The sequence below is a fragment of the Streptomyces sp. TOM-9 genome, from assembly GCF_056858595.1.
The window spans coordinates 8592318-8619010 of the sequence record NZ_JBXEQB010000001.1 but is presented as its reverse complement, the minus strand read 5'-3'; the positions used below and the strand labels follow the sequence as shown (position 1 = coordinate 8619010).

Annotated in this window: 25 protein-coding genes; 13 read left to right on the top strand and 12 right to left on the bottom strand. The window is 72.0% G+C overall.

The features are described from left to right. The first annotated feature begins 7 nt into the window (after positions 1 to 7). The gene (locus AC1VWI_RS39605) at positions 8 to 577 is read left to right on the top strand and encodes a GNAT family N-acetyltransferase (protein WP_499515873.1); all 570 of its coding nucleotides are present in this window, start codon (positions 8 to 10) and stop codon (positions 575 to 577) included. A gap of 276 nt (positions 578 to 853) precedes the next feature. Beyond that, a complete protein-coding gene (locus AC1VWI_RS39600; protein WP_499515872.1) occupies positions 854 to 1378 on the top strand; it encodes an AAA family ATPase in 525 nt (174 codons plus the stop codon). Positions 1379 to 1410: 32 nt separating this feature from the next. Here AC1VWI_RS39600 and tpg read toward each other — a convergent pair whose 3' ends face one another. Both tpg and tap read right to left on the bottom strand, forming a co-directional pair. Continuing rightward, positions 1411 to 1959, bottom strand: coding sequence for a telomere-protecting terminal protein Tpg (gene tpg, locus AC1VWI_RS39595; protein ID WP_499517025.1), 549 nt, complete (start codon positions 1957 to 1959; stop codon positions 1411 to 1413). A 15-nt stretch (positions 1960 to 1974) separates the two neighbouring features. Continuing rightward, complete coding sequence (gene tap, locus AC1VWI_RS39590) at positions 1975 to 3999, bottom strand: telomere-associated protein Tap (protein ID WP_499515871.1); 2025 nt, start codon at positions 3997 to 3999, stop codon at positions 1975 to 1977. A 450-nt stretch (positions 4000 to 4449) separates the two neighbouring features. Here tap and AC1VWI_RS39585 point away from each other — a divergent pair, with 450 nt between their 5' ends. Together AC1VWI_RS39585 and AC1VWI_RS39580 are read left to right on the top strand one after the other, a co-directional pair. Continuing rightward, positions 4450 to 4773, top strand: a complete 324-nt coding sequence (locus AC1VWI_RS39585) for a hypothetical protein (RefSeq protein ID WP_499515870.1) — start codon at positions 4450 to 4452, stop codon at positions 4771 to 4773. A 128-nt stretch (positions 4774 to 4901) separates the two neighbouring features. Beyond that, positions 4902 to 5759 carry an alpha/beta fold hydrolase gene (locus AC1VWI_RS39580; protein WP_499515869.1) on the top strand — a complete coding sequence of 286 codons (858 nt, stop codon included), beginning with the start codon at positions 4902 to 4904 and terminating at the stop codon, positions 5757 to 5759. A gap of 18 nt (positions 5760 to 5777) precedes the next feature. Here the strand turns inward: AC1VWI_RS39580 and AC1VWI_RS39575 are convergent, their stop codons facing one another. Further along, positions 5778 to 6827 carry a TDT family transporter gene (locus AC1VWI_RS39575; RefSeq protein ID WP_499515868.1) on the bottom strand — a complete coding sequence of 350 codons (1050 nt, stop codon included), beginning with the start codon at positions 6825 to 6827 and terminating at the stop codon, positions 5778 to 5780. Positions 6828 to 7103: 276 nt separating this feature from the next. Between AC1VWI_RS39575 and AC1VWI_RS39570 the strand changes: the two genes are divergently transcribed. Together AC1VWI_RS39570 and AC1VWI_RS39565 are read left to right on the top strand one after the other, a co-directional pair. Continuing rightward, on the top strand, positions 7104 to 9236 hold the full coding sequence (locus AC1VWI_RS39570; protein WP_499515867.1) for a SpoIIE family protein phosphatase: 2133 nt from the start codon (positions 7104 to 7106) through the stop codon (positions 9234 to 9236). Between the two features lie 58 nt (positions 9237 to 9294). After that, positions 9295 to 9438 carry a hypothetical protein gene (locus tag AC1VWI_RS39565; protein WP_499515866.1) on the top strand — a complete coding sequence of 48 codons (144 nt, stop codon included), beginning with the start codon at positions 9295 to 9297 and terminating at the stop codon, positions 9436 to 9438. A gap of 198 nt (positions 9439 to 9636) precedes the next feature. On the opposite strand, the gene AC1VWI_RS39560 is transcribed toward AC1VWI_RS39565, so the two are convergent. Further along, complete coding sequence (locus AC1VWI_RS39560) at positions 9637 to 10473, bottom strand: polysaccharide deacetylase family protein (protein ID WP_499515865.1); 837 nt, start codon at positions 10471 to 10473, stop codon at positions 9637 to 9639. Positions 10474 to 10590: 117 nt separating this feature from the next. Here AC1VWI_RS39560 and AC1VWI_RS39555 point away from each other — a divergent pair, with 117 nt between their 5' ends. Genes AC1VWI_RS39555 through AC1VWI_RS39545 form a run of 3 tightly spaced genes read left to right on the top strand, consistent with a single transcriptional unit; the run spans position 10591 to position 14155 of the window. Then, positions 10591 to 11115, top strand: a complete 525-nt coding sequence (locus tag AC1VWI_RS39555) for a PadR family transcriptional regulator (protein ID WP_499515864.1) — start codon at positions 10591 to 10593, stop codon at positions 11113 to 11115. Then, positions 11112 to 11798: an ABC transporter ATP-binding protein gene (locus AC1VWI_RS39550; RefSeq protein WP_499515863.1), complete on the top strand. Its 687-nt coding sequence runs from the start codon at positions 11112 to 11114 to the stop codon at positions 11796 to 11798. The genes AC1VWI_RS39555 and AC1VWI_RS39550 overlap by 4 nt, the downstream gene beginning before the upstream one ends. After that, positions 11795 to 14155, top strand: coding sequence for an ABC transporter permease (locus tag AC1VWI_RS39545; protein WP_499515862.1), 2361 nt, complete (start codon positions 11795 to 11797; stop codon positions 14153 to 14155). Before AC1VWI_RS39550 ends, AC1VWI_RS39545 begins: the two co-directional genes overlap by 4 nt. A gap of 15 nt (positions 14156 to 14170) precedes the next feature. On the opposite strand, the gene AC1VWI_RS39540 is transcribed toward AC1VWI_RS39545, so the two are convergent. From AC1VWI_RS39540 to AC1VWI_RS39520, 5 genes are all read right to left on the bottom strand, one after another. Continuing rightward, the gene (locus tag AC1VWI_RS39540) at positions 14171 to 15190 is read right to left on the bottom strand and encodes a LacI family DNA-binding transcriptional regulator (protein WP_499515861.1); all 1020 of its coding nucleotides are present in this window, start codon (positions 15188 to 15190) and stop codon (positions 14171 to 14173) included. 41 nt (positions 15191 to 15231) lie between these two features. Then, the gene (gene yicI, locus AC1VWI_RS39535) at positions 15232 to 17508 is read right to left on the bottom strand and encodes an alpha-xylosidase (protein ID WP_499515860.1); all 2277 of its coding nucleotides are present in this window, start codon (positions 17506 to 17508) and stop codon (positions 15232 to 15234) included. Positions 17509 to 17687: 179 nt separating this feature from the next. Further along, on the bottom strand, positions 17688 to 18473 hold the full coding sequence (locus AC1VWI_RS39530; RefSeq protein WP_499517024.1) for a carbohydrate ABC transporter permease: 786 nt from the start codon (positions 18471 to 18473) through the stop codon (positions 17688 to 17690). 32 nt (positions 18474 to 18505) lie between these two features. Further along, on the bottom strand, positions 18506 to 19408 hold the full coding sequence (locus AC1VWI_RS39525) for a carbohydrate ABC transporter permease (RefSeq protein WP_499515859.1): 903 nt from the start codon (positions 19406 to 19408) through the stop codon (positions 18506 to 18508). After that, complete coding sequence (locus AC1VWI_RS39520; protein WP_499515858.1) at positions 19405 to 20700, bottom strand: ABC transporter substrate-binding protein; 1296 nt, start codon at positions 20698 to 20700, stop codon at positions 19405 to 19407. The genes AC1VWI_RS39525 and AC1VWI_RS39520 overlap by 4 nt, the downstream gene beginning before the upstream one ends. A gap of 720 nt (positions 20701 to 21420) precedes the next feature. Here AC1VWI_RS39520 and AC1VWI_RS39515 point away from each other — a divergent pair. Then, on the top strand, positions 21421 to 21735 hold the full coding sequence (locus tag AC1VWI_RS39515) for a hypothetical protein (RefSeq protein WP_499515857.1): 315 nt from the start codon (positions 21421 to 21423) through the stop codon (positions 21733 to 21735). Positions 21736 to 21826: 91 nt separating this feature from the next. Here the strand turns inward: AC1VWI_RS39515 and AC1VWI_RS39510 are convergent, their stop codons facing one another. Continuing rightward, positions 21827 to 22294, bottom strand: a complete 468-nt coding sequence (locus AC1VWI_RS39510) for a hypothetical protein (RefSeq protein WP_499515856.1) — start codon at positions 22292 to 22294, stop codon at positions 21827 to 21829. 406 nt (positions 22295 to 22700) lie between these two features. Here AC1VWI_RS39510 and AC1VWI_RS39505 point away from each other — a divergent pair, with 406 nt between their 5' ends. The 3 genes from AC1VWI_RS39505 (at position 22701) to AC1VWI_RS39495 (ending at position 25131) form a co-directional block, all read left to right on the top strand. Then, positions 22701 to 23033: a tetratricopeptide repeat protein gene (locus AC1VWI_RS39505; protein ID WP_179279764.1), complete on the top strand. Its 333-nt coding sequence runs from the start codon at positions 22701 to 22703 to the stop codon at positions 23031 to 23033. A gap of 138 nt (positions 23034 to 23171) precedes the next feature. Then, complete coding sequence (locus AC1VWI_RS39500) at positions 23172 to 24317, top strand: alpha/beta hydrolase (protein ID WP_499515855.1); 1146 nt, start codon at positions 23172 to 23174, stop codon at positions 24315 to 24317. Positions 24318 to 24426: 109 nt separating this feature from the next. Next, the gene (locus AC1VWI_RS39495) at positions 24427 to 25131 is read left to right on the top strand and encodes a TetR/AcrR family transcriptional regulator (RefSeq protein WP_499515854.1); all 705 of its coding nucleotides are present in this window, start codon (positions 24427 to 24429) and stop codon (positions 25129 to 25131) included. A gap of 118 nt (positions 25132 to 25249) precedes the next feature. Here AC1VWI_RS39495 and AC1VWI_RS39490 read toward each other — a convergent pair whose 3' ends face one another. Together AC1VWI_RS39490 and AC1VWI_RS39485 are read right to left on the bottom strand one after the other, a co-directional pair. Next, the gene (locus AC1VWI_RS39490) at positions 25250 to 25585 is read right to left on the bottom strand and encodes a nuclear transport factor 2 family protein (protein WP_499515853.1); all 336 of its coding nucleotides are present in this window, start codon (positions 25583 to 25585) and stop codon (positions 25250 to 25252) included. A 104-nt stretch (positions 25586 to 25689) separates the two neighbouring features. Further along, complete coding sequence (locus AC1VWI_RS39485; protein WP_499515852.1) at positions 25690 to 26595, bottom strand: SDR family oxidoreductase; 906 nt, start codon at positions 26593 to 26595, stop codon at positions 25690 to 25692. Positions 26596 to 26693 lie beyond the last annotated feature (98 nt).

The following is a 26693-nucleotide window of genomic DNA, read 5'->3' as shown; positions in this document are numbered from 1 at the left end:
CACCTCCGTGACCTACACGCTGCGTGAGTACACCCCGGCGGACGAGGCGTCCTGGCTGCGCTGCAGGGTGCTCTCGTTCCTGGGCACCGCCTACTACGACGACGTCGACCGCGCCAAGCCGCCGATCCCGGACCCCGGCCTGGAACTCGTCGCCGTCGACACGCCGGGGACGGTCGTCGGCATCATGGACACCATCGTCGACGCTGCCCTGGCGACCATCGACACCGTCGCGGTCCACCCCGACCACCGGCACCGCGGTCTCGGCCGGGCCCTCCTGCACCGCACACGCGCCGAGGTCCGCGAGCGGGGCGCGACGACCCTCGACGCCTGGACCCGCGACGACCCGGACACCCTCGCCTGGTACCGCGCCATGGGCTTCGCGGAGAGCGACCACTACCTGCACGTGTACGCCCACCAGTACACCGCTCCCGGCGAACCGGACCGCGCGATCCTCACCCCGCGCCCCGGCCTGCGGCTCATGGCCGCCTTCCTGCACGCGAAGCTCGAGGACGAGGCCCGCATGCGCGCGGAGTTCAGCCGCGTCCGCGTGTGCCGGCGCTTCTCCATGACGACATGACCCCTCTTCGCCGGTGACAGCGGCCTGTTCCTGGTCCTGGCCTTCGCCGCCTCGCTCCTCCTCGCGCCGATTGCTGTCGTCCTGGCGCTCCACCCCAGCGGCAACATCGGCGTCCAGGTACCGGAGATGGTCGGCTTCGCCGACGGCACGCGACGTGAGGGGCCTCCTCCGTCACCAGCAGGACCGGCCGGCCCGTGGTCTGGCCTGTAGCGGGCGGGCCGGCACCGCCGGACGCGCAGCGTTGCCGCCGGACGCGCAGCGCTAGCATCGGGACCCATGATCGTATGGCTCAACGGCACCCACGGCGCGGGCAAGACGACGACCAGTGCGCTCCTGCAGCCGCTGATCCCGGATTCACGGGTGTTCGACGCCGAGAAGGTCGGCGAGACGCTCATGGACATCACGCCCGGGCTGCCTTCGACGGACAACTTCCAGCACTGGCCGCCGTGGCGGCCGCTCGTCGTCGAGACCGCCCGCCGGGTGCTCGAATACACCGGCGGCACCCTGGTGATGCCCATGACCGTCCTGGTCGAGCGGTACTGGCGCGAGATCAGCTCGGGTCTTGCCGAGCATGCCATCCCGGTCCGGCACTTCGTCCTCCACGCCGACCAGGACACCCTCCGCGCGCGCATCGCGGACGACTCCGTGATCGGCCCCGACTCCCCGTTCCGTCTCCGGTACCTCGAGCCCTACGCCGAGGCGGCCCGCACCTGGCTGCACAACGAGGCCGAGGTCGTCGACACCACGCACCTCACGCCCGTACAGGCCGCCCAGCGGATCGCGGAGGCCGTCAAGGGCTGAGGTGCGGCGCGCACGCGCTCGGCCGTCGACGCTCAGAAGTCGAACTCGACGTAGTCGATGTCGGTGAAGTCGACCTGGAGTCCCTGCGCGCGGCGGCCGCGGTCCTTGAAGTAGACCTCCTGGAGGCCCTCCGCCGCGATGGCGCGCAGTTGGTCCTCGCCGGCGCCCGCGGAACGGGCGGTGAAGAGACGGGCGGCGTAGTCGGGGGGAAGGGCCTGGGTGACGAGGCGGACGCGGGCGTCGTCGGTGGAGCCGGGGGCGGCCGTGAAGCCGAAGCGGGCGCGGGTCTCGATCACGATGCCGCCGGTGGTGGCCGCGTGGCGGCGGGCGCGTTCACGGACGCGGGGCTGCCACCGTCTGCGGACCTCGTCCTCGAGACGGCCGGCCAGGTCCTTGCGGGGACGCTTGATCTCGCCCGTGAGGTAGCGCTCGACGGTGCGCTGCGAGACGCCGAGCAGGGCCGCGACGGCCCTGGTGCCCTTCTCCTGCTTCGCCAGGAAGCGCATCTGGGCCTGCGCCGACTTGGGCACGGGCCGTGTGAGGGTCTTCGCCGTGGCCTTGTCGAGGCCGTCGCCGAGCATGCCCACCGGGCTCTCCTACTCTCCGTCGAGTGCGGCGTCGCCGCCCTTGATGTGGCGGGCGGGGTTGTGGCCGTCCTCGAGCAACTCCACCGCCCACATGAGGGGTTGGGTGCCCTCGTGCTTGACCATGCCGGGTGAGACCCCGAGCCGGAAACCGCCGGGCAGCGGCTTGCCCTCGGGCGTGCGCGGCAGGAAGTCCAGCGGGCCGGGGCCGTCGGACAGGTACACGGCGCAGTCGGAGAGCACCGCCACCGGGAAGAGGCCCACCGCCGCGAACCTGACCATCTTGCGGTGCATGTTGACGCGCGCGGTGGCGATGACGGCGGCGCGGATGTCGGGGCGCCACGTGGGCCGGTCGAGGGCGGGCCAGCGCTCCCCCGGACGGTAGCCGGCGCCCTGGGGGCGTTCGCGGAGCTTGCCGATGCCGCCCTTGACGGTGGCCTTGACGGCCGAGAGGAGGCCGGCGCGGGCCGGGTCGGCCTGCTTGTGGTGTTCCATCGCGGCGAGGAATTCGGCCTCCGGCATGCCGGAGACGACGCCGAGCTCGGCCATGGTGGTCATGTAGGCGTCGCGCAGGCGGCCGTACCAGGCGTCGAGGTACGCGCCGTGCTCGGGGCGGACGTAGGCCTCCGTCGGGCGCACGTCGTGGCCGAGTTCGACCGCGTACGCCACGGTGGGGGTGGCGTACCAGGCGGGGCCCTCGGGGCGGGTCCCGTCGGGGGTGAACGGGTTCGGCAGGCGCGGGTCGACGTCGATGTGCGAGAGGTCGACGAGCCAGGACCCGGGCAGCGCCTTGTCGAACTCCGGGGCGTGGACGTGGACGGCGGCGCCGAGGCCCACGTTCAGGCGGTTCGCGGCGGCGGCGAACGCCATGTTGACGTCGATCCCGACGGCGTACTTCCGGGCGCACTCGTCGTCGGTGAGCAGTTGCGGGTCCCGGGTCCACTCGAAGGCCTCCTCGTCGAGGACCTCTTCCGGGGTGCGGCGGTGCCCGCGCGCGAACAGCGAGGCCACGACGGGGTGTTCGTCGGGGGCCTCGGGAGGTGCCGGGTCCACGGGCTGCGCGAGGGCACCGGGGTTCGGAGCCGGGACCCAGGTGCCGGTCGCCTGGTCCCTGACGGCGCGGGTCGGCGGGCGCAGGGCGGTCATCAGCTCCAGGCCGCTCACGGCGGTGGAGCCGCGCGGGGTGATGACGCGGTGCGCGTAGTCCGCGAGCAGTTGGGCGAGCTCGGGGGGCGGCAGGTGCTCGGCGTCGCCCCAGGAGCGGCTGTCGAGGGCGCCCCAGGGCAGGACGGCGAGTTGTACGCACTGACGCCTGCCGTCCTGCGCCGGACGGTACACGCGGGCCCAGGGGCCGAATCCGCGGCGGGTGAGCTGCCACTTGGCGCGGGCGATCTGCCGGACGACCTTGTGGTCGGGGGGCAGGCGCAGGGCCCTGCGGTCCTCCAGGACGGCGGGCAGGCCGAGGCGTTCGGCGGCCGGGGCGGTGAGGACGATCAGCGGGTCCGCGTCCTTGCCGTTGCGGTGCAGGCGCGGCGCACCGAGCCTCGCTTCGGTGAGCGTCCACGCGACGAGCGAGGGGACGTCGGTCGCCGGGCAGGGCAGCACGAGGCCGCCGGCGCAGTAGGCGGTGCCGTCGCCGTCCAGCACGGCGAGCGGGCCGTGGGCGAAACGCGGATCCGCCGCGGCGGGCACGGGCTCCGCTTCCTTGCGCGCGGGGGCGTGCGCCGGGCGCGCGGCGGGTCCGGGGGCCGGGACGGCGGGGGCGGCGGGCTCGGGCTCGGGCTCGGTGGCGCCGAGTTGGGCGGCGATGCCGTCCAGGAGCTTGGCGTACGCGACGCGGGTGACACCCTGCGGCTCGCTGCGGCCGGACTCCCAGCCGGCCACGGTCGTCCGGGTCACGTCGAGCGCCTCGGCAACCTCCGCCTGGGTCAGGCCGTACTCGGTGCGCAGCCGGGAGCGTTGGGCGGGCTCGGGCAGGCGGGTCCGCCGCGGCCCCGGCTTCAGGAGGGCGTCGACGGGATCGGACGTGCTGGCCATGCGGCGGTGGGCTCCTTCGCTGCTCGGTGCTGGCCGGTTACGGGGGCACGACGGGGTTCCGTGTCGGGGAACTCGCGCAGGTGCTGCCCCGTGAGGATACGGGCCGGGTTGCGCCCCGGGGGCAGCGGAAGGCTGCTGCCCGGCACCCAGCGGAAACGCCGTGCGGGTGTCAGGTGGAACGCGTACTCCCCGCCGCCGGCGTCGTCGGCCCCGTACCAGGCGACCGTCCGGGCCGACAAGCGCCAACCCCGGGCCGTGCTCTCCTCGACGGTGCGCCCGTCGCGCGGTGCCCGCCGTACGTCCACCGCCGGCATCCCCGGCCCTCCCTCCGCCGCTCCGTCCGGCCCCTGACCACCCTTTCCAGGTCCGCGACAACGGACTTTATCGGCCGGCAAAGCGGCCCGCGGGCACCGAAGCGCCCGGCGGGGCGTCCGTCGTAGGGTGTGGTCCGTGGCCGACCTCATGGGCTGTCTGATCCTCGCCGCCGTACTGGCCGGGGTCATGGGCGTGTTCGCCTGGCTGGCGCGGGTGATCCGGCGCCGTGGTGTCGCCGGCCATGCGGTCGCCGCCGCCCTGGCCTCCTATGAGGAGGCGTTCCGCGTCACGTCCTACGAGGCCCACCAGGAGATCCGCACCCAGGCCGAGCGCAGGCTGCCCTTCGACTCGCCGGACGAGCCCTGGCGCCCGGCCCGCGCGACGGTCCCGGCCCGCCCGGCCGTACGCTCCGCGCGGGGGCCGCGCATCTGGGTCCGCCGCCTGCGGCGTCGCCGCTGACTGATGAGCCCGGTGAGGCCCTGCCGTCGCCTGCACCTTTGAGCCGGACCGAACATTGCCGGACAATATTGGCAACGGTGGCACGCACACCGCCGACGGCGGGGGCTCACCCAGCGCAGGACGGCATCATGCCTTCGTACGTGCACACCACGGCACCGACCCGGTACATCGAGGTGGACGGCGACCGTTACGCCCATCGCCGTTTCGGGGCGGATTCCGGGACGCCGCTCCTGATGCTCCCGCATTTCCGCGCGGGCATGGACCACTGGGATCCGCTCGTCACGGACGGCCTCGCCGAGAACCGGCCGGTGATCCTCTTCGACAACGCCGGGGTGGGGAACTCGGGCGGCCGGACGCCGGAATCGGCGGAGGGTTTCGCCGAGAACGCCGTCGCGTTCCTGCGGGCGCTCGGCGTTCCCGAGGTCGACCTGCTGGGCTTCTCGGTGGGCGGGTACGTCAGCCAGGCCCTCGTCCTGGCCCATCCCGAACTGGTGCGCCGCCTGGTCCTGGTCGGGACGAAGCCGCGCGCGGGCGAGACGGCGGGCGTCGGCGAACGGGTCGCGGAGGTGGCCGCCCACGAGGTCCTGACCGAGGTGGACTACCTGTACCTCTTCTTCGACGACTCCCCCGGCGGACGCCGGGCCGGCCGGGAGTTCTGGCTGCGCCGCCACGAGCGGACCGTGGACGCCGACGCCGAGTCCGGCCCCGACAGCGTCCGCGCACAGCAGGCGCTGCGCGCCGAGTGGAACACCGGACGGGGCGAGCGGTACACGGAGCTGCGCCGCATCACCCAGCCGACGCTCGTGGTCAACGGCAGCGACGACATCATGGTCCCGACCGTCAATTCGTGGATCCTCGCGCAGCACATCCCCCACGCGCAGCTCGTCATCTACCCGGACGCGGGCCACGGGGCGCTCTTCCAGTACCCCCGGCTGTTCTGCGCCCACGTCGCCCGCTTCCTCGACAGCGAGGTCCCCTTCACCTGACCTCGCCACGGGCCCGCCTCACTCGGCTCCCGCGACCGCCCGGTGCCGGCCCACGGCGCGGACGGCGTACCGGACGGTGGCCGCGTACAGGGCGAGGAACGCCCCGCTGACCAGGACGATCACCATCCAGGTCAGGCCCTGCCAACCGGGGACGGCGGCGCCGTGGAGCCAGCGGACGAGGAAGTTGCCGGTGGCCGCCGCGGGGAAGGAGAAGACCCAGTAGCCGGTGTGGAACCCCTCCTGGCGGACGTGCGGCACCAGGAACAGGACGATCAGGACGGTGAAGAGCACCAGCCCGGCGAAGCCGTACCCCACGGCGTCGACCCGTCCGCCGTGCGCTGCGGTCCAGGCGAGGCCGCCGACGGCGGGCGGGATCGTGAGGACGGTCAGCGTGGGGCGCGCGGGTCCGGGCAGGCCGTCCGTCACGAGGCGGCCGAGGACCACGGTGCCGAAGGCGAGCCAGTACAGGACGCCCACCGCGAAGGCGGCCGAGGCCGCCTCGGGGAGGGCGACCGCGGTGCCGGTGGTGCTGGCGATGAAGGGTCCGGAGACCACCGGAAGCAGGTAGCCGGGGTGCAGCGGGGCGGAGCCGAGGCCGCCGGTCACCCAGTGCGCGAGCAGCCGGGCGGCGAGGGCGGCGGAGGCGAGGGCGAACAGCGCGTAGAACCAGCGGGCGCCGTCGACCCCGAAGCGGGCGAAGTGGCCGGTGGCCAGCATGCCGATGATCGGGACGTACGCGAGCGCGAAGCCCTGACCGGGGTGCCGCAGGTCCTCCAGGACGTTGCGCCGGCGTGCTCCGCCGTGCCGCACGTACTGCGCCAGCAGCACCACCCACAGCAGTCCGCTGACCACGAACAGGGCGTCGCTGACCCCGATGGGCGCGGACACCGTGGCCGATGCCGACTGCCAGAGCCCGCCCAGGCCCGCCGTGCCGAGGGAGACCGACATCATGGCGATGTGGGTGGCGCGCCGGGCGCCTGCGCCGTCCCCGGCTGCGGCGTGCGCGGGCCCCGACGAGTCGTCCGGGGGCGTGACGGTCACGGGTGCGTCGAGTACGGCCGACTGCATGCGGTGCTTCTCCTCGGGGGTCCGGCGCCGCGGAGGGGCGCGGCGGGGTGTGGTTGCAACTTTAAACCAGGCGCGGCGGCGAGCCCTTCCCGCTCCCGCGGGGAATCCGGGATCGCGTCCCGGAATCCCCGGCCCGGCCCCGGGGCCGGGGCGGGCCGAGATGCCCCCACCTGTCGGCGGGGACTATCGTCCACATATGGGAGCGCCCCGGCCACGCCGAAACGGCGTTCCCCGGCGGCGAACGGCCCGTTGGGCACCGCGCGGGGCCGGTGGGTGATGAGCGGGAGCGCAGCGCCCGGCGCCGCGCCGGAGGAAGAGGCCGCACTCGACCAGGCCCTGGCCGAGGTGGCGAGAATCACCGCGTCCCACGCTGCCGGCGTCTTCCTGCTGGTGCCGCACGCCCAGGCGCTGCGCCTGGCGGTGGTGACGGGCCTGTCGGCCGGAGTGGTGCGGCCCTGGTCGCGGCTGGCGCTCGCGACACCCGCGCCCGTCTCCACGGTGGCGCGCGACGGACGTCCGGTCTGGGTGCACGGCCACGACGAGCTCGCCCGCCGGTTCCCGCGCACCGCCTTCGCGCTGCCCTACCGGCTGGCGATGTACGTCGTGCCGTTGCACACGGGCACCACGGTGTCGGGCGTGCTGCAACTGCTGTGGCCCGACACCCGTCCCGACCGGCTCGCCCAGGAGGAACGGGCCGCCGTGACCCACGCCGCCGACCGGATGAGCGCGCTGCTGACGCGCGCCGCCGCCCGGGGGCGCCCGCTGCGGCCGGGTGCCGTTCCCCGGGTGCTCGCGCCGGACCCTCCGCCGTCCCTGCCGCCCGCCGAGGCCCAGGCCGCGGCGGAACTGGCGGAGCGCCTGGACGACGGGGTGCTCGCGCTGGACCTGGAGGGGCGGGTGACCTTCCTCAACGCCACGGCCGCCGAACTGCTCGGCCGCGGCAAGGCCGAGCTGATGCACACCCGCCTCTGGGAGTCCCTGCCCTGGCTGATCGACCCGGCCTACGAAGACCCTTACCTGGCTGCGCTGTTCAGCCGGCTCCCCACGGACTTCACCGCGCTGCGCCCCCCGGACGACTGGCTGTCCTTCCGGCTCTACCCCGACACCACCGGGATCAGCATCCGTCTGCGGACCGCCCCGGCCCCGGCGGGCGACCGGCTCCCGCCCGCCACACCCTCAGGGACAGCGCCGACCCGCGCCGGCGCGCTGTACCACCTGCTGTACATCGCCTCGTCCCTCACCGAGGCGGTCGGCGTCCAGGACGTGGCGACCGCCGTCACCGAGCAGATCATGCCCGTCCTCGGGGCCGACGGCCTGTCGTTGCTGATCGCGGACGAGGGGCGGTTCCAGGACGTCGCCTCCCGTGGTTTCCCCCGGACCCACAAGGACTTCTTCCGCGGTCTGTCGCTGACGGTCGACACCGCGGGCTCCCGCGCCGTCGCCACGGGGGCGCCGCTCTTCTTCAGCGACGTCGACGCGATACGGCAGGCCTTCCCCCTCGTCACCCCCTACACACGGATGGGCGCCTGGGCGTTCCTCCCGCTGAACGCCTCGGGCCGCACGATCGGCTGCTGCGTCCTGGGCTTCGCCCTCCCCCGCGCCTTCCCGCCCGACGAGCGCGCCGCCCTCACCTCGCTGGCCGGCATGATCGCCCAGGCGCTGGAACGTGCCCGGCTGTTCGACACCAAGAGCCAGGTCGCGCGCACCCTCCAGACTGCGCTGCTGCCGCACTCCCTGCCGCACGTGCCCGGCCTGCGCGTCGCCGCCCGCTACCTCCCGGCGACCAGCGGGATGGACATCGGCGGCGACTTCTACGACCTGATCCGCCTGGACGGCGCCGGGGCGGCGGCCGCGGTCATCGGCGACGTCCAGGGGCACAGCGTCAACGCGGCGGCGCTGATGGGCCAGATCCGCACGGCGGTGCACACCCACGCGAGCACGGGCGCGGCCCCGGACGACGTGCTGACCCGGATCAACCGCCTGTTCAACGACCTCGACACCGACCTGTTCACCAGTTGCCTGTACGCACAGCTGGACGTGCCCGGGCACCGCGCGCTGCTGGCGAGCGCCGGACATCTGCCGGCGCTGCTGCGCCACCGGTCAGGTCGCACGGAGATCCTCGACGTACCGCCCGGGCTCCTGCTCGGGGTCGACGTGACCGCGGACTACCGGGCCGCGGAGGTGTCCATGCCGCCGGGAAGCGTGCTCACCCTGTTCACCGACGGCCTGATCGAACGTCCCGGCACCGATCTGGAGACGGCGCTCGGGGAACTCGCCGGCCGGCTCGCCGCCGCGCCCGTCCGTTCGCTGGACGACCTGGCCGACGAGCTCCTGCGGGAGGCCCGGCGGACCTCCGGGGGCCGCGACGACATCGCCCTGCTGCTGGTGGGCCCGGTGCCCGGGGAGTGACGGGCGGGGGTTCCGCGCGCGCTCAGGCCGCCCGGCCGGCGAGACGGACCGGCCGAGGGTGTCCTGCATCAGCCGGCGCACCTCGGCCCACGTGCCGTCGACCGCCGCGTCGCCGCGCAGCACGCGCTCCGTGGGCTGGGCCGCGAACCAGCGGGCGCGGCGCAGCGCGTCGACCCCGGCGATCGTCCCGGCCACCACGTAGTAGTGGCGGACGAGCGCCCCCGAGCCGCCGCGATGTCGCAGCCCGACCAGCCAGACCACACCGTCCTCGTCACCGTTGTGAGGGTGGGTGTCCGTCATGTCTCGCTCCCGCCACGCACTCCCTGTTCCGGTCGTCCACGGTGCCGCCGAAGCCGCCGGCGGGGCCACCTCCATCCGGCCGCGTCCCCCTCGGATCCGGTCAGGGGCGGTAGACCGCCCCGGGCTGCGGGGTGCCGGGGGCGAGCAGCTGCGGAACGGTCACGAAGGTGAAGCCCCGCTTCTTGAGCGCGTCGATGATGCCGGGCACGGCCGGCAGGGTGCCCCGGTAGCCCTTGGCGGCCGGGCCGGGGACGAGGTCGTGGAGCAGGATGATGCCGTCGCGGTCGGCCTGGTCCAGGACGCGCTTGGTGATCAGGTCGGGGTCGTTGGTCTCGTAGTCCTTGGCGGTGACGCTCCACAGCACCTCGGAGAGGCCCATCTCACGGGCGATGCCCTGGACGGTGTCGTTGGTGCGTCCCTGCGGCGGGCGCATGAGGGTGGGCCGCCGGCCCGTTATCCGCTCGATCGCGTCGTTGGGACGGCTCAGCTCCTCGCGTATCTCCTCGGGCTCGATCTGCGTGAGGATCTTGTGCGTCCAGGTGTGGCTGGCGACCTCGTGCCCCTCGGCGGCCATGCGCTTGACCATGTCCGGGTAGCGGTCGATGTGCTTCCTGCCGAGGAGGAAGAAGGTGGCGGGCACCTGCTTCTCCTTGAGGACGTCCAGCAGCTGCGCCGTGTGCTTGCTCGGTCCCGCGTCGAAGGTGAGCGCGATGCACTTGGCCTTGCGGCAGTCGACGCTGCCGAAGGTGCCGTTGCCGGTCTTGCCGGCCTCCTGCCGCACGGTGCCCGGGGAGGTGGTCTCCACGCGGGTGCAACCGGTGAGCGCGAGCGCGAGCGCCAGGGCTGCCGCGGGAAGCGCCGCCCATCTGCGGACGGTGCGGGCGGAGGCGGCGTCGCGTCGGGCGGGCAGGAGGCTTCGGAGCCGGGTGGTTCGCATGGCCGCGACTCTACACAGGGGGTATACACGCAATTCATAGCGGGGGTGCCCCCTGCCGCACACGATCACGACATCGCGTCTACATGACGTGTATACCTCATGTGTATATTGACGCGCATGTCCATCGGTCACACCCTCCTGGGCCTCCTCGAATCCGGGCCGCGCCACGGCTACGACCTCAAGCGCGCCTTCGACGAGCGATTCGGCCACGACCGGCCGCTGCACTACGGGCAGGTCTACTCCACGATGTCGAGGCTGCTGAAGCACGGCCTGGTCGAGGTCGAGGCCATAGAGCCCGGCGAGGGCCCCGAGCGGAAGCGGTACGCCATCACGGAGGCCGGCGTCACCGACGTCGCACGGTGGCTGGCGACCCCGGAGAAGCCCGAGCCGTACCTGCAGTCGACGCTCTACACCAAGGTCGTCCTCGCGCTGCTCACCCAGCGCGACGCGGCCGACATCCTGGACGTGCAGCGTGCCGAGCACCTGCGGCTGATGCGCGACCTGACCGAACGCAAGCGCACCGGCGACCTGGCCGACCAGTTGATCTGCGACCACGCCCTGTTCCACCTCGAAGCCGACCTGCGCTGGCTGGAGCTGACCGCGGCGCGACTCGACGGGCTCGCCCGGAAGGTGCGCGCGTGACGCCCGCAGAGCCCCTGCTCACCGCCGACGGCCTGCACAAGAGATACGACCGGACGCCGGCCCTCGACGGGGCGGACTTCTCCATACGCTCCGGCGAGGTCGTGGCCGTGATGGGCCCGTCCGGCTCCGGCAAGTCCACCCTGCTGCACTGCCTCGCCGGGATCGTCGTCCCGGACGCCGGCACCATCACCTACCGCGGTCGTGAGCTGTCCGCGATGAACGACGCCCGGCGCAGCGCCCTGCGGCGCAGCGAATTCGGCTTCGTCTTCCAGTTCGGGCAGCTCGTCCCCGAGCTCACCTGCGCGGAGAACGTGGCGCTGCCGCTCCGGCTGGGCGGCACCTCCCGCAAGGAGGCGACGCGCACCGCCTTGGAGTGGCTGCGCAGGCTGGAGGTCGAGGACGTCGCGGGCCAGCGGCCCGGGGCGGTCTCCGGCGGGCAGGGACAGCGGGTGGCCGTCGCCCGTGCCCTGGTCACCGGACCCCGCGTGCTGTTCGCCGACGAACCCACCGGAGCGCTGGACTCCCTCAACGGCGAACGCGTGATGCAGTTGCTCAGCGCCGCCGCCCGCGAGACCGACGCCGCGGTCGTCCTGGTCACCCACGAGGCGAGGGTCGCCGCGTACTCCGACCGCGAGGTCGTCGTGCGTGACGGGAAGGTCCGCGACACGGCGCGCGTGGCATGAGCCCGGGCGACACCCCCGGCACCACCCGCGGGAGCCGGATCCGGGACCTGGCGATGGGTGTCCGGTTCGCCGTCACCGGTGGCCGCGAGGGCTGGGTGCGTACGCTCCTGACCGCCGTCGGGGTCGGCCTGGGAGTGGCCCTGCTGCTGCTCACCGCCGCCCTTCCGAACGCCCTGACGCAGCGTCACGACCGCGAACGCGCCCGCAACGACATGACGTACACCTCGGTCGTCAAGCACCGGGCCGACGACACCATGCTGATCGCGACGGTGGACACCACCTACCGCGACCAGGAGGTGCGGGGCCGCCTGCTGCAGCCCGAGGGCCGGCGTCCACCGCTGCCGCCCGGCGTCGGCCGGCTGCCAGGGCGCGGGACGATGGTGGTCTCCCCCGCCCTGCGGCGGCTGCTCGCCTCTGCGGAGGGCCGGCTGCTGAGCGAGCGGCTGCCGTACCGCGTCGCGGGCACCATCGGGCAGGCCGGGCTGGTGGGACCGGACGACCTCGCCTACTACGCGGGGACCTCCGGGCTATCCGCCGGCGCCGGTGCCGGGCAGACCGTCCGCGTCGAGCGCATCCACGCCTTCGGCTCGGTGGACCAGGGCAGCCCGGCGGACCCTGTCCTCGTGCTGCTCGTCCTCATCGTCTTCGTGGCGCTGCTGATGCCGGTCGGCGTGTTCATCGCGGCCGCCGTCCGTTTCGGCGGGGACCGCCGCGACCGCCGGCTCGCCGCGTTGCGCCTGCTCGGCGCGGACGCCGGGACCACCCGACGCGTCGCCGCGGGCGAGGCCCTCGCCGGCGCCCTGTGCGGACTCGCCGTCGGCGCCGTGCTGTTCGCGGCCGGGCGCGCCCTGGCGGGCCGGGTCGGCTTCTACCGCGTCAGCGTCTTCCCCGGCGACCTCACGCCCGCGCCCGCGCTCACCGCCCTGGTCGCCGTCGCCGTCCCGGCCGCCTCGGTGGCCGTGACGCTGCTCGCGCTGCGCGGCGTGGTCATCGAGCCGCTCGGTGTCGTCCGCGCGAGCAAGCCGCCGCGCCGCCGGCTGTGGTGGCGGCTGCTGTTGCCGCTCGGCGGGCTCGCCCTCCTGTACCCGATGGTCGGGCAGGGCCGCGACCGAGGGAACTTCAACGAGGCGCTGGTCGTCGGCGGCACGGTCCTGCTGCTGATGGGCGTCACGGCACTGCTGCCGTGGATCGTCGAGGCCGCCGTCGACCGGCTCGGCACCGGCGCTCCCTCCTGGCAGCTCGCGGTCCGCAGGCTCCAGCTGAACAGCGGCACCGCGGCCCGCACGGTCAACGGCATCGCCGTCGCCGTCGCCGGGGCGATCGCGCTCCAGATGCTCTTCGCGGGCGTCGACGGCTCGTACACCCGCAGTACCGGGAACGACCTCGCGCGGGCCCAGATGGAGGTCCACCTCCCGGCCGCCGACTCCCCCGCGGACGCCGCCCGGCGGCTCACCGCGGCCGACGCCGTGCGCGAAGCGACCCCGCTGTCGGTGGGGACGCTCGGCGAACGCGCCGAGGACCCGCAGCGGTACGTCGAACTGACCGTGGGCACCTGCGACGCGCTGCGCGTGGTGGCGAGGGTCTCCGCGTGCCGCGACGGCGACGTGTTCGTCGTCCGGGACCGGGAGTACGACGACGACACCGTCCGCACGGCGAGGCCAGGACACGTCGTCTACCTGGACCCGGGCTACGCCGGCGCGCCGGGACGCGGACTCGCCTGGCACCTGCCGTCCGGCCTGAAGGAGGCCCGCACCCGCGCCGACCCGAGCGGCTACGAGCGCGGCGGCGTCCTCGTCACTCCCGGGGCGCTCCCCCCGTCCGCCGCCGGGACGGTCACGGGCAGGGTCTACGTCTCGATCGACCGCTCCGTGCCGGACGCGCCCGAGGTCGTCCGCAACACGGTGGCCGCGATCGACCCGCTCGCCGACGCGCGCGAGTACGTCACCAGGACCGAGTCCGCGCGCTTCTCCTCGATCCGCACCGGGTTGTTCGTCGGCACCTGCTGCGTCCTGCTGCTGATCGGGGCGAGCCTGCTCGTCTCCCAGCTGGAGCAGTTGCGCGAGCGGAGGAAGCTGCTGTCCACCCTGGTCGCCTTCGGCACCCGCCGCAGCACCCTCAGCCTGTCGGTGCTGTGGCAGACCGCCCTCCCCGTCGGCCTCGGCCTCGCCCTCGCGTGCGCGGTGGGCCTGACCCTGGGCGCGGTGCTGCTCCGCATGGTCGGTGCGCCCGTCACCGTCGACTGGCCCGACGTGGGCGCCATGACCGGCGTCGGCGCGGCCGTCGTCCTGCTGGTGACCGCGCTCAGCCTCCCTGCCCTGGTCCGCATGATGCGACCGGACGGCCTGCGCACGGAGTGACGGCGACGGGGCCGGTCACGGGGCCACGGCCGCCGGCGGGGCGGTCGTGGCCCGGGGGGTCAGGAGTGCGGAGAGCACGGTGGTCTCCGGCACGTCGTCACGGCCGGCGAGCTTGGCCAACAGGAGCTCCACCGCGCGGGTGCCGATCTCGGCCGAGGGGATCGACACGGAGGTGATGGGCACCGATGCCTGCTCGGCGGTCTCGTCGGGGCAGATCGCGGCGACCGACAGGTCCTCCGGTACCCGCAGGCCCATGGCCTGGAAGGCGGAGATCAGGGGCTGGGTGATCGGCTCGTTGTGGACGACGATCCCGGACAGCCCCGGCTGTTCGCGCAGCAGTTGCTCGGCCATGGCTCGCGCGGCGGCCGGGGTCTCCGGGCAGGGGTGGACGGACGAGCGCAGGCCGAGGCGGTCGGCGGCGGCCGTGAACCCCGCGGCGACCCGGCGGGCGAAGCCGGTACCGCGGACGTAGACCTCGGGGGGTGAGCCGACCAGGGCCACGGTCCGGTGGCCGAGCGAGGCGAGGTGCTCGACGCACGCCTCGCCGGCACCCGCGAAGTCCAGGTCGACGCAGGTCAGCCCGGCCGGGTCGGAGGGGAAACCGATCAGCACGGACGGCCGGTCCATGGTGCGCAGCAACGGCAGCCGGCGGTCGTCCATCTCGACGTCCATGATGATGAAGGCGTCCGCCATGGCGCTCTGGGCGACCCGGATGATGCCCTCCTCCCCCTCGCTCTGCGTGAGGAGGAGGACATCGTGGTCGTGCTCCCGGGCCGCGGTCAGCACGGACGTGGCGAATTGCATGACCACGGGCACGTGGATGCCCTTCCGGAGGGGCAGCACGAGACCGAGCACCCGTGACCTGCTGCTGGCCAGGGACCGGGCTCCGGCGTGCGGCCGGTAGCCCAGTTCACGGATGCTGTCCTCGATGCGCCGCCGGGTCTCCGGGGAGATCGGCCGCTTGCCGCTGAGGGCGTAGCTGACGGTGCTCGGCGACACGTTGGCGTGCCGCGCGACGTCAGTGATCTTGACCATGCAACTCCCTTCCCGTACGTGCGTGCTGCAGCAGACCGCCCTCAGGAGCCGGCGAGCTCCAGGGTGAGGACGGCCGTACCGGCCGCCGCACGCGCGGAGGGTCCGCCGGCGACCTCGACGCCCCACGGGAGCGACGCGTCGGAGGTCTCGGCCCGCAGCGTGGAGCCCTCGCGCACGACGGTGATCTCGGCCGCGGCCGTGCCGTCCTCGCGGGGGATCCGCACGGTGGTGCGGGAGCCGTCGGCGGGCTCGAAGACCCGGACGGTGACGTCGTCCGCCCACGCGTAGTCGGGGCGGTCGGTGACCGCGCCGACCGGGATCGCGGAGCCGGGCCGGGCCAGCAGGGGGACGCTCAGGTAGTCGTGGGTCTCGCGCACCCAGCGCGGGCCGGTGACCTTCTCGCCGGTCGTGAAGTGGGTCCAGGTGCCCTCCGGCACGTAGTACGACACCTCGCCGTCCTCGGAGAACACCGGCGCGACGAGCAGGTCCCCGCCGAGCATGTACTGGCGCTCCAGCGAGGCGCAGCCCGGGTCGTCCGGGAACTCCAGCACCATGGCCCGCATCATCGGGACGCCCTCGGTGTGCGCCTGGTGCGCGGCACCGTAGAGGTAGGGCATGAGGCCCAGCTTGAGCTTGGTGAAGTGGCGGAGGACGTCCACCGCCTCCTCGTCGAACAGCCACGGCACGCGGTAGGACGAGGAACCGTGCAGCCGGCTGTGCGAGGAGAGCATGCCGAAGGCGGTCCAGCGCTTGAACAGGCCGGCGTCGGGCAGCCCCTCGAAGCCGCCGATGTCGTGGCTCCAGTAGCCGAAGCCGGACAGGCCGAGCGACAGGCCGCCGCGCAGCGACTCGGCCATCGACTCGTACGTGGACTCGCAGTCGCCGCCCCAGTGCACGGGGAACTGCTGGCCGCCGGCCGTGGCCGAGCGCGCGAAGAGCACGGCCTCGCCCTCGCCGCGGTGCTTGCGCAGCACGTCGAAGACGGTCTTGTTGTACAGCTGCGTGTAGTAGTTGTGCATGCGCTCCGGGTCGGAGCCGTCGAACCAGGCGACGTCGGTGGGCACGCGCTCGCCGAAGTCGGTCTTGAAGCAGTCGACGCCCATGTCGAGGAGGGCCTCGAGCTTGGACGCGTACCAGGCGCAGGCGTCGGGGTTGGTGAAGTCGACCAGGGCCATGCCGGGCTGCCACAGGTCCCACTGCCACACGCCGCCGTCAGGGCGCTTGAGGAGGTAGCCGGCCGCCTTGCCCTCGGCGAACAGCGGTGAGCGCTGGGCGATGTAGGGGTTGATCCACACGCAGATGTGGAGGTCGCGCTCCTTCAGCCGGCGCAGCATCCCCTCGGGGTCGGGGAAGACGCGCGGGTCCCACTCGAAGTCGCACCAGTTGAACTCGCGCATCCAGAAGCAGTCGAAGTGGAAGGCCGACAGCGGCAGGTCGCGCTCGGCCATGCCCTCGACGAATCCGGTGACGGTCTGCTCGTCGTAGGAGGTGGTGAACGACGTGGTCAGCCACAGCCCGAAGGACCAGGCGGGCGGCAGGGCCGGACGGCCGGTGAGCGCGGTGTACTTGCGCAGGATCTCCTTCGGCGTGGGGCCGTGGATGACGTAGTACTGCAGCTGCTGCCGCTCGGCGCTGAACTGGACGCGCGAGACCTGCTCGGAGGCGACCTCGAAGGAGACCTTGCCGGGGTCGTCGACGAAGACGCCGTAGCCGGCGTCGGTCAGGTAGAACGGGATGTTCTTGTAGGACTGCTCGCTGCTGGTGCCGCCGTCGGCGTTCCAGATGTCGACGGTCTGGCCGTTCTTGACCAGCGGGCCGAAGCGCTCGCCGAGCCCGTAGACGGAGGTGCCGACGGCCAGCCGGAGCTGCTCGCGGACGTGGTGCTCGCCCTCGGCGGTCTCCATCAGCGCCATGGCCTTGACGTCGCTGCTGGTGAGGGTGCGTCCGTCGGCCTGGAACTCCATCCGCCACTCGCCGTCGAGGCGGAAGCGGACGCTCAGGTCGCCGGAGGTCAGGACGGCCTGCTCCTCGTCGACCGTCACGAGGGGCTCGTGCGGCTCGTGGTGCAGCTCGAAGTGGGGCCCGGTCTCGACGTCGCCCTCGAAGTGGGTGATGCGCACACCGATCACTCCGGGCATGGGCGCGGTGCAGTCGACCGTGACGAGCGGGCCCTTGAGCAGGTCGCCGCGGTGCCGGATGTGCTGGGTGGGCGCGTGGACCCGCAGCGTTCCGGGGCCCGGGACGGCATCGAGGACCTCGGCCGGATACGCCGCCGTGACGCCTTCGCGCAGCAGCCAGTACCCGTTGGTGAACTTCATCGTCGATGCCTTTCCCGGTGGGCGGCCACCGGCGTTCTCGGTACGTGTGGGAGCAGGTGGGGCCGGCTCTGCCTCCTGCCGCGGAGCAGGGAGGCAGCGGGGAGGCAGAGCCGTGGGCGGGACGCGGGGAGGTCATCCGCCCGGGTGGAGGGCCGCGGACACGGTGGTCCGGGCGCGGATCACTTCACGGCGCCGACGGCGATGCCGCGGGTGAGGGTCCGCTGGAAGAGCAGGAAGAAGACGATCGCGGGCAGCGCGCCGAGCAGGCCGGCCGCGTTGGTCATCGTCGCGTCCATCAGACGCTGGCCCTGGAGCACGCCGAGCGCGACCGAGACGGTCTGGTTGTCGTTCGACGGCAGCATGACCAGGGGCAGCAGGAACTCGTTCCAGGTCCAGATGAAGAAGAACACCAGCAGGACGCCCAGGGTGGGCCGGCTGACCGGGACCACCATCCGCCACAGGATCTGCCAGCTGTTGGCGCCGTCGATCCTGGCCGCCTCGATGATCTCCTTCGGGAAGGCCCCGAGCACGGAGGAGAGAAGGTAGGTGCCGAACGCCGCCTGCACGACGCTGAAGACGATGATCAGGCTCAGCCTGGTGTCGTACAGGCCCACCTGCTTGGACAGGTAGTACAGCGGGTAGACCAGGGCCTCCTGCGGCAGCACGTTGGCCAGCACGAAGAAGGCGAGGAAGTAGGCCTTGCCCTTGATCCTCCCGATGCCGATCGCGTACGCGTTCAGCACCGAGAGGATGACGCCGAACACGGCCACCGAACCCGAGATCACGATCGAGTTGATCAGCGTGTGCCCGAAGTTGACCCGGGTCCAGAAGTCCGTCAGGCCGTCCAGGTGGAGGCCGTGGGGCAGCGAGAGCGGGCCGTGCGCGGAGTAGTCGGCGGGCGACTTCAGCGCGTTGATGAGCACGATCAGGAGCGGCAGCACCATGAAGATCGCGCCGAGGATCATGGCCACCAGCACGGGGTAGCGCTTGAGCGCCTTCACTGTGCGTCCTCCGATCGGGTCTGGAAGCGCAGGCCGACCGTGGTCAGCGCCAGGATGATCAGCGTGAGGACCGTCGCGATCGCCGAGCCGTAGCCCACGTCGGTCTTCTCGAAGAAGGTCGAGAAGGAGAAGTAGGACGGGACGATGGTCGAGTCGGCGGGTCCGCCCTTGGTGAGGACGTAGACCGCGCCGAAGACCTTGAGCGCCGCGATGGTGCACCACAGCATCACCACGTAGATCTCGGGGCGGATCTGGGGCAGCGTCACGTGCCAGAAACGCTGCCACCAGTTCGTCCCGTCCAGCTCGGCCGCCTCGTAGAGCGAGGGATCGACCCGCTGGAGTCCCGCCATGAAGATCACGACGGGAAACCCCAGCTGCACCCAGACCATGACGGCCATCACGCTGTAGAGCGCGAACTTCGGGTCACCCAGCCAGTCCTGCTGGAACGAGCCCAGGCCGACCGCCTTCAGCAGCTCGTTGAGCGAGCCGTTCTCGGGGGCCAGGATCCAGCTCCAGACGATGCCCGCCACGGTGATGGGCAGGACCTGCGGGAGGTAGAAGCAGGCACGCAGCACGCTGGCCAGCTTCGAACCGAAGTGCTTGCCGATGAAGTCGAACAGCGCCGCGGCCACCACCAGGCCGACGGCGGTGGGGATCACCGCCATCGCCAGGACCATGGCGACGCTGTGCCGGAAGGACTCCCAGAACCGTGAGTCCTTCATCAGCTCCCGGTAGTTCTCCAGCCCCGCCCAGGTGGGCGAGCCGACGCCCTGCCAGTGCGTGAAGCTGAAGTAGATGTTCATCGCGAACGGCACGATCACGACGGCCAGGAAGGCGATGACACCCGGGATCAAGTACAGCGCGTAGGGATTGCGCAGCCGGAGGGGTCGGGCACTCATGACGTGGGCGCACCCGCGTCATAGGCCTTCTGCAGCTCGTCCAGGACCTGGTCCGGGGTGCCGCTGCCGGTGATCAGCTTCTGCGTCGCCGAGACCAGCACGTCGTAGAAGCCGGGGACCGGCCAGTCCGGGTAGAAGGCGAGACCGTCCTGGTCCGAGACCTTGTTGAAGTTCTCGATCAGCTCCTTGGAGCTGGGGTCGGTGATCGCCGAGGGCTCGGCCGCGACGGGCACGCCGCCGTTGTTGCCGAGGGTGTTCTGGATCCCCTTCTTCATCGTGATGTCGATGAAGTCGTAGGCCAGCTGCTTGTTCTTGGCGTTCTTCGGGACGACCCAGAGGTTGCCGCCCGAGCCGAGGGTCATCTTGGACTCCGGGAAGAGGAACGAGCCCCACTGGAACTTGTTCTCGTCACGGAAGCGGCCGTACCACCAGCTGCCCGAGAAGAAGATCGGGGACTTGCCGCCGATGAAGGAGACGCCGGCGTCCTCGGCCTTGGCGCCGCTGCTCGTCTTGGCGATGTAGCCCTTCTTCACCCAGTCCGACAGGGTGTTGGCGGCGTACGTCCAGGCGGCGTCGTGGAAGTCCGCCTTGCCCTTGTAGAGCTCGAAGGAGTCGACCCAGCTGCGGTCGGCCTTGGTCAGGGCCAGCTGGTACAGGTACTGGTGGGCCGGGTACTCGGCGCCGCCGTTGGCGAGCGGGGTGATGCCCTTGGCCTTGAAGGCGGCGAGCGCCTGCTCGAACTCGTTGAACGTGGTCGGGACCTTCACGCCGTTCTTCGCGAAGAGGTCCTTGTTGTAGTACACCATCGTGTACTCACCGAAGTTCGGGATGCCGTACCAGTTGCCGGAGCCCATGACGCCCTTGGCGTCGTAGCGGCTGGTGGTGGTGACGCTGGGGCTGAGCAGCTTGTCCCAGCCGTACTTGGTGACCTGCGGGGTGAGGTCGGTCAGCAGGCCCTGCTTGGCCAGCAGGCCGGCCGTGGCGTTGCCCTTGTTGTACTCCATGAGGTCAGGGGCGTTGCTGGAGTTGAGCACCATCGAGGCGGTCTTCTGGATCTGCTCGAAGCCCTTGGCCTCGAACTCGACCTTGACGCCCGGGTGGCTCTTCTTGAACTCCTCTATCGCCTGGTTCCAGGCGATGCCCATGGCACTGTTCGGGGCTTCGTAGTGCCAGAGCTTCAGCGTCTTGCCGTCGCCCTCCGCACCCCCGTCCGAGCTTCCGCACGAAGTGATGAGCATGGCGCCCGCAAGGGCAGCTGCTGCGAGAGCCAGCGGTCTGCGCACCTTCAACATTGAAGTGACCTCCACCTGGGCCGAACGAGTGAGGCGTCCATCGAATGGTTTCGATGCGACGCGTCGAAGCGCTTCGACGCAGGACCGTATGCAGCGATCGCGGATATGTCAATGGTGTTAACAAATCGCCGACCAGCGATTTTTGAAGCGTTACCGATGCGCAACAGCTGCGCGACATGCGACGGATGCCCGGAGTGACCACATGGGGACGCAGCGGTGTCGACGGAGGGGCGGAAGCGCTTGACAGCGAAGCGGATTCACCTCTTCCGGATTTCGGCGGGAATTTCCCCTACACCCCACTGACATCACTCGCCCCTTCTGTCTCATTTGCCATATCGGCCCCTGTGGTCACGGGGGGCTCGTGGCGGAAGGGGTCGCCCGGCGGCTTCAACCGGCCTGGCCCGAGGGCTCGTTGGGCGACCGCTGACACAACGGAACCTGTGCGGTACGCACGGTTGAAAGGGCGTCACAGTAGAGCAAAAGATACCAATATGCACTTTTTGTCGGATCCCTTTGACGGGCGGCACAAAACGCGCCTACCGTTCATATAGGGACGTCTTCAACTACAGATGTCTGTTCCGGCGTTCCACGTCCGTGAGGTGCGTCCGCACCAAACGCCCGCACCCCCATCTGCGCCGGGATCACGCGCACGATCCGGCGCGACGGCGGCCCGCTCCGTGCGGACCGCGACCCGAAGTCCAGATCCCCGAAGGGGGAGTCATGCGCACGCTTACCATCCGCAGGATCGCCGCCGCCGCCGTGGTGGCGCCCCTGCTCGCCTTCGCCGGAGCCACCGCGGCCAGCGCGGCGACGCCACAGACAGCACCCACCACCGCGCAGTCCGTCGTCGACCACGGCGGCGGCTGGGGCGGCGGACACGGTGGCGGCCACGGCGGCTGGGGCTGGGGGAACGGCTACGGCTGGGGCGGCTACGGCGGTTACGGGGGCTATGGCGGCTATGGCGGTTACGGCGGCTACTACGGCTTCTACCCCGGCTTCTACGGGACCGGCTTCTACGGAGGCTTCTACCGCTGAGAGCCACATCCACTGAAGATCATCGAGGAACGACCGACGGCCCCCGCGACGCGGGGGCCGTCGGTCGTGTCCTGCGCCGCCGCGCGCCCGCTCAGTCCCACAGTTCGCGGACCGGATCGTGCGGCCAGGAGGGTTCGGTGTCGGGGTAGGTGATCGTGAGCTTGGTGAAGTGCCGCAGGTGCGGGTCCTCGGGCCAGGGCTTGCTCTCGGAGAGCCTGATCTTGACCGGGAAGGTGTGGAAGTGGCCCGCCGCGCAGTACGGATCGCAGTCGTTGGCCTCCTCGTAACCGGTGCCCACGGCCGAGTCGCTACCCCAGTGCGACCAGTACAGGCCGCCCAGCCGGTCGTTCCCGTCCCCGCAGGCCAGGAGGAAGTCCGGGGGCATGACCAGTCCCCGGCCGAAGCACGTGACGAGCACCGTGGCGTAGGTCGGGGCGGCGCCGCCAGGGGTGGCCTGGGCCGTCGCGGCGCCGGCGGCGGCCGTGGCGGGGGCGGCCGCGACCACGGTCGCGAGGGCCGCGGACGTGGCGGTCAGGGCGAGGGTGCGGAGGAGTGGCATGTCGGTCTGCCTTCCTGGCCGCTGCCGGGGGTGGTGGCGGTCGTGGGCGAGGATGCGGTCCGGAGTGCCGCTGCGCGGTTCGCGGGATGCGGGGGGCACGATTGTCGGCGTCCCGAGCGGGGCCGCTGCGCGGCGGAGAACGGGAGCGGAGGAGGGCGGAGGACGGCGGGAGATCCTCGGACGTGCGGCCATGCGGCCTCGAAGTCACGTTCCCCCAGGAGGGTGAGGCGCGCAACCCGGCCGGGCCCCCTCCGACTCCGGACGACACGCACGGTGACCGGTCCGGCACACAAAGATTCCGGCAGATCAAGAGGGCGGAGTGGAACAAATCAGACACTTGCCCCGGTTGGAAGGCATACCAAGGAGATCGTCCTTCGACCGAGGTGATGCAGTAGTGGGCACCGACATGAGCAGTCCGACCACGGAGACGTTCAAGCGCGCCGTGCTCTTCTTCAACCGGCAGCGCTACGCCGCCGCGGCCCGGACGCTCGCGTCCATCGTGGACGTGGCGCCCCGCAACATGGCGGTGCGCATGCTGCTGGCCCGGTCGTACTACTTCTCCGCTCAGCTCTCGCGGGCCGAGGCGGAGCTGCGCGACCTCCTGCGTGCCGAGCCGCAGGACGCGCACGCGCACCTCCTCCTCGGCCGCACGCTGGAGCGCCAGGGCCGGCTCGCCGAAGCGGCCCCCCACCTGCGGCTCGCCGACGCGATGACCGCCTGGGACCTCGTCGTGGTCTGACCCTTCGGGCCCGGGAAGGCCGCGTGGCGCCGACGCCCGCGGGCCACTCCCCCGGCCCATCCCCGGTTGTCCGGACCGTACCGCCTCCGCAGGCTGCTCACGTGGGGGCCATCGACCGACCACGGTTCGGAGACCGCAATGACCTGTCCGCACGTCCGGTCCATAACGCGACGCAAGGCACGCTACGCCGTCGCAGTCCTCCTCGCGGCGGCCGCGGGCCTCACAGCCTGCGGTGAGAGGGCGACGAACGCCCTGCGCGTCGACCACGCGGTGCCCGCCGACACGCCCGCGCCGAAGGTGCCGTGCGGCAACCCGCCGGTGCGGCTGGACCCGCAGGACCAGGACTTCCTCGACCAGCTGGCGGCGGCGGACGGCCCGCCGCTGTACACGCTCTCCTACACGGCCGCCCGGGACGTGCTGAACAAGCTGCAGGCGGGCCCGGTGGACATGCTCCCGGCGCAGATCAGCGAGCGGACCGTGCCCGGCGGACCGACCGGCCCGGTGTCCGTGCACGTCGTACGGCCCGAGGGCGCCAAGGGGGACCTGCCCGGGATCGTCTACATCCACGGCGGCGGGTGGGTGCTGGGCAACTTCAAGACCCACGAGCGCCTGGTGCGCGAGCTCGCCAACGGCGCGCAGGCGGCGGTGGTCTTCGTCGACTACACCCCCTCGCCCGAGGCCCAGTTCCCCGTGCCGGTCGAGCAGGCGTACACCGTGGCCAAGTGGGTCGCCGACCACGGCGGCAAGATCGGCGTGGACCCCTCGCGGCTGGCCGTCGCCGGTGACTCCGTGGGCGGTGACATGACCGCCGCCGTGGCGATGATGGCCAAGCAGCGCGGCGGACCCGACTTCCGCCGCCAGGTGATGCTGTACCCGGTCACGGACGCGAACTTCGACACCGCCTCGTACAACCGCTTCGCGGAGAACTGCTGGCTCACCAAGCCCGCGATGAAGTGGTTCTGGGACGCGTACGCCCCCCGCCTCAAGGACCGGCAGAACCCGCTGGCCGCCCCGCTGCGCGCCACGGTCGACGAGCTGCGCGGCCTGCCGCCGGCGCTGATGATCACGGACTCCGACGTGCTCCACGACGAGGGCACCGCGTACGCAGAGAAGCTGCGGAAGGCGGGTGTGCCCGTCCAGCTCACGCACTACCCCGAGATCACGCACGACTTCATGATGCTCAACGCCCTCCGCGGCACCGAGTCCAACAAGAAGGCGGTGGCCGAGGCCACCACGGCGCTGCGCGAGGCGCTGCACGGGGAGGGCTCCGGCCCCGCCAAGTAACCCTCCCGGCTCGCGGGACGTGAAGGGGCGGCCGCACACCCGGCCGCCTCTTCACGGTCTTTCGACCGAGAAGTTTCCCTTGGTAACATATTTCTGTTATCATCGATTCATGGATGAAAGGGCGACCACCCGAGAGCGGATCATGTCCGCCGCCGCTGCCCTGCTCGCCGAGGGCGGCCGCGACGCGGTCTCGACCCGGTCGGTCAGCAAGGCGGCGGCCGTTCAGCCGCCGACCATCTACCGGCAGTTCGGCGACATGCAGGGCCTGCTCGACGCCGTCGCGGCGGAGGGCTTCGCCGACTACCTGCACCGCAAGACCGACCGGGTGCGGGCCAGCGACCCGGTCGAGGACCTGCGTTGGGGCTGGGACCTGCACATCGAGTTCGGTGTGGCCAACCCGGAGATATATCAGCTGATGTTCGGTCAGCCCAGGCCCGGGGCCGAACCGGCCGCCGTGAAGGAGTCCTTCAACGTCCTCCGCAGCCTGGTGACCCGGGTCGCCGAGGCGGGCCGGCTGAGCGTCGACGTGGAACGCGCCATGCTGATGATCCACTCGGCCGGCTGCGGGGTCGTCCTGACGCTGATCGCCACGGTGCCCGAGGCTCGCGACCCGGAGCTGTCGCCCCGGACGCGGGAGGCCATACTCGCCGCCATCACCACCGCGGAGCCCGAGGAGGCCACCGAGGAGGAGCGCCGGTCGATCGCCCGTACCGTCGCCTTCAAGGCCGTGCTCCCCGAGATCGGGGAGATCCTCACGCCCGGTGAACGCATCCTGCTGAACGAGCTGCTGGACCGCATCACGCACTCCGCCTGAGCCGCCACGCGCGGCGGCTCAGGCCGCCGCGGCTGGTCCCGCTGTAGGGGAACGCCCGGTGGGGAACCGTCACGTGACGGTTCCCCACCGGGCGTTCGCGTGTCCCGGCGCCTGCCGGTCAGCCGGTGATCCTCATCAGGGCGACCCTGTCGCCCTCGACGGTGAAGGCGAAGTCCGACGGGCCGTTGAACCCGTCGCCGCCGACCTGGGCGGAGACGATCACCTGGTCCCCCCGCCGGGTCACCGCGGTGACCTTCAGGGAGGCCTTGACGCCGATGAACTCGCGGTCGCTCCATCCCTGGACCGCATCACGGCCCTCGAAGCGGCGGCCCCAGTCGTCCACCGCGCCGTGCTCGGTGAACTGGTCGAGGAAGGCCTCGGTGTCATGGGCGTTCGCCGCGGCGACGGCGCGCCGTACGGGCTCGGGAAGCTCGGGAAACTCGGAGGTGGTCATGACGGTTCTCCTTCTCGGTGCCTCCCGGTGCACCGGCCCCCGAAGGGTCCGGTGCACCGGGATGCCGCGGCGGGTGGCTGCGGAGTCGGTCGGCTGTGGGGCCGTCAGGCTTCGGCGCGGGGGCTGAGCAGGTCGTCCAGGCCGATCCGGTGGTAGAAGTCCTGGCGGATGCGGTCGGCGACCTCCGAGACGGCCTCCGAGCCGTCGTCGGCGGGGTCGATGTGGGTGCGGAACGGCCGCTTGCCTGCGGGGAGCCCGACGACGCGGACGATCTCGCGGGCCACCTCCGCCACGTCGGCGTCGGCCGGGGTGATGGCGGCCAGGGCGCGGCCGACCTGCTCGGTCAGGCCCTCGTAGCGGGTCTCGTAGGCCGCGACGGTGCCGCTGTCGGCGGGGTGGCCCGCGTTGGCGAAGTGGTTCGTGCCGGAGGTGAAGGCGCCGGGGACGACGATGGAGGTGTCGATGCCGAAGCGGGCGACCTCGGCTGCGTAGCTGACGGCGACGGCGTCCATGGCGGCCTTCGTGGCGAAGTACGGCGCCAGGTAGGGCGGGGTGCCCCCGCGGGTGCTGCTGGACCCGACCCAGAGCAGCAGACCGTGTCCTTGCGCCCGCAGGTGGGGCAGTGCGGCGCGGTTCACCCGCTGGGTGCCCAGCACATTGGTGTCGTAGACCGCGGCCATCTCCTCCGGGGTGAAGGCCTCGGTGGGGCCGAGCACCATGTGGCCCGCGTTGTGGACCAGGACGTCCAGCCGGCCGGCCTCGCTCAGCACGGTGGCGACGGCGTGGTCCGCGCTGTCCTGGGACAGCACGTCGAGTTCGACGACCCGCAGGTCGATGCCCTCGCGGGCGGCCCGTTCACGTACCTCCGCCGCACGCTCGGCGTTGCGGCCGGATATGTCGCGCATGCTCGCGTAGACCGTGTGGCCCGCGGAGGCCAGGGCGTGGGCGGCCAGTGCGCCGAATCCGGAGCTCGCACCGGTGACCAGGACGACGGAGGACACGGGGGACATGACGGATCTCCTTGGGCTGATGGGGACCGGTCCCGGCGGCTGTGGTGTCCGGGTCCCGGGTCGGGGTGGGGTGGAGCGAGGTGGAGGACCTGCCGGGG

Excerpts from the sequence above, each read along its gene's own strand:
- AC1VWI_RS39555 (WP_499515864.1), top strand. The coding sequence starts at position 10,591 with ATGTCCATCGGTCACACCCTCCTGGGCCTCCTCGAATCCGGGCCGCGC.
- AC1VWI_RS39545 (WP_499515862.1), top strand. The coding sequence starts at position 11,795 with ATGAGCCCGGGCGACACCCCCGGCACCACCCGCGGGAGCCGGATCCGG.
- AC1VWI_RS39505 (WP_179279764.1), top strand. The coding sequence starts at position 22,701 with ATGAGCAGTCCGACCACGGAGACGTTCAAGCGCGCCGTGCTCTTCTTC.
- AC1VWI_RS39485 (WP_499515852.1), bottom strand. The coding sequence starts at position 26,595 with ATGTCCCCCGTGTCCTCCGTCGTCCTGGTCACCGGTGCGAGCTCCGGA.
- AC1VWI_RS39570 (WP_499515867.1), top strand. The coding sequence starts at position 7,104 with ATGAGCGGGAGCGCAGCGCCCGGCGCCGCGCCGGAGGAAGAGGCCGCA.
- tpg (WP_499517025.1), bottom strand. The coding sequence starts at position 1,959 with ATGCTCGGCGACGGCCTCGACAAGGCCACGGCGAAGACCCTCACACGG.
- AC1VWI_RS39560 (WP_499515865.1), bottom strand. The coding sequence starts at position 10,473 with ATGCGAACCACCCGGCTCCGAAGCCTCCTGCCCGCCCGACGCGACGCC.
- AC1VWI_RS39490 (WP_499515853.1), bottom strand. The coding sequence starts at position 25,585 with ATGACCACCTCCGAGTTTCCCGAGCTTCCCGAGCCCGTACGGCGCGCC.
- tap (WP_499515871.1), bottom strand. The coding sequence starts at position 3,999 with ATGGCCAGCACGTCCGATCCCGTCGACGCCCTCCTGAAGCCGGGGCCG.
- AC1VWI_RS39530 (WP_499517024.1), bottom strand. The coding sequence starts at position 18,473 with ATGATCCTCGGCGCGATCTTCATGGTGCTGCCGCTCCTGATCGTGCTC.
- AC1VWI_RS39510 (WP_499515856.1), bottom strand. The coding sequence starts at position 22,294 with ATGCCACTCCTCCGCACCCTCGCCCTGACCGCCACGTCCGCGGCCCTC.
- AC1VWI_RS39515 (WP_499515857.1), top strand. The coding sequence starts at position 21,421 with ATGCGCACGCTTACCATCCGCAGGATCGCCGCCGCCGCCGTGGTGGCG.
- yicI (WP_499515860.1), bottom strand. The coding sequence starts at position 17,508 with ATGAAGTTCACCAACGGGTACTGGCTGCTGCGCGAAGGCGTCACGGCG.
- AC1VWI_RS39500 (WP_499515855.1), top strand. The coding sequence starts at position 23,172 with ATGACCTGTCCGCACGTCCGGTCCATAACGCGACGCAAGGCACGCTAC.
- AC1VWI_RS39580 (WP_499515869.1), top strand. The coding sequence starts at position 4,902 with ATGCCTTCGTACGTGCACACCACGGCACCGACCCGGTACATCGAGGTG.
- AC1VWI_RS39525 (WP_499515859.1), bottom strand. The coding sequence starts at position 19,408 with ATGAGTGCCCGACCCCTCCGGCTGCGCAATCCCTACGCGCTGTACTTG.
- AC1VWI_RS39600 (WP_499515872.1), top strand. The coding sequence starts at position 854 with ATGATCGTATGGCTCAACGGCACCCACGGCGCGGGCAAGACGACGACC.
- AC1VWI_RS39575 (WP_499515868.1), bottom strand. The coding sequence starts at position 6,827 with ATGCAGTCGGCCGTACTCGACGCACCCGTGACCGTCACGCCCCCGGAC.
- AC1VWI_RS39540 (WP_499515861.1), bottom strand. The coding sequence starts at position 15,190 with ATGGTCAAGATCACTGACGTCGCGCGGCACGCCAACGTGTCGCCGAGC.
- AC1VWI_RS39520 (WP_499515858.1), bottom strand. The coding sequence starts at position 20,700 with ATGTTGAAGGTGCGCAGACCGCTGGCTCTCGCAGCAGCTGCCCTTGCG.
- AC1VWI_RS39495 (WP_499515854.1), top strand. The coding sequence starts at position 24,427 with ATGGATGAAAGGGCGACCACCCGAGAGCGGATCATGTCCGCCGCCGCT.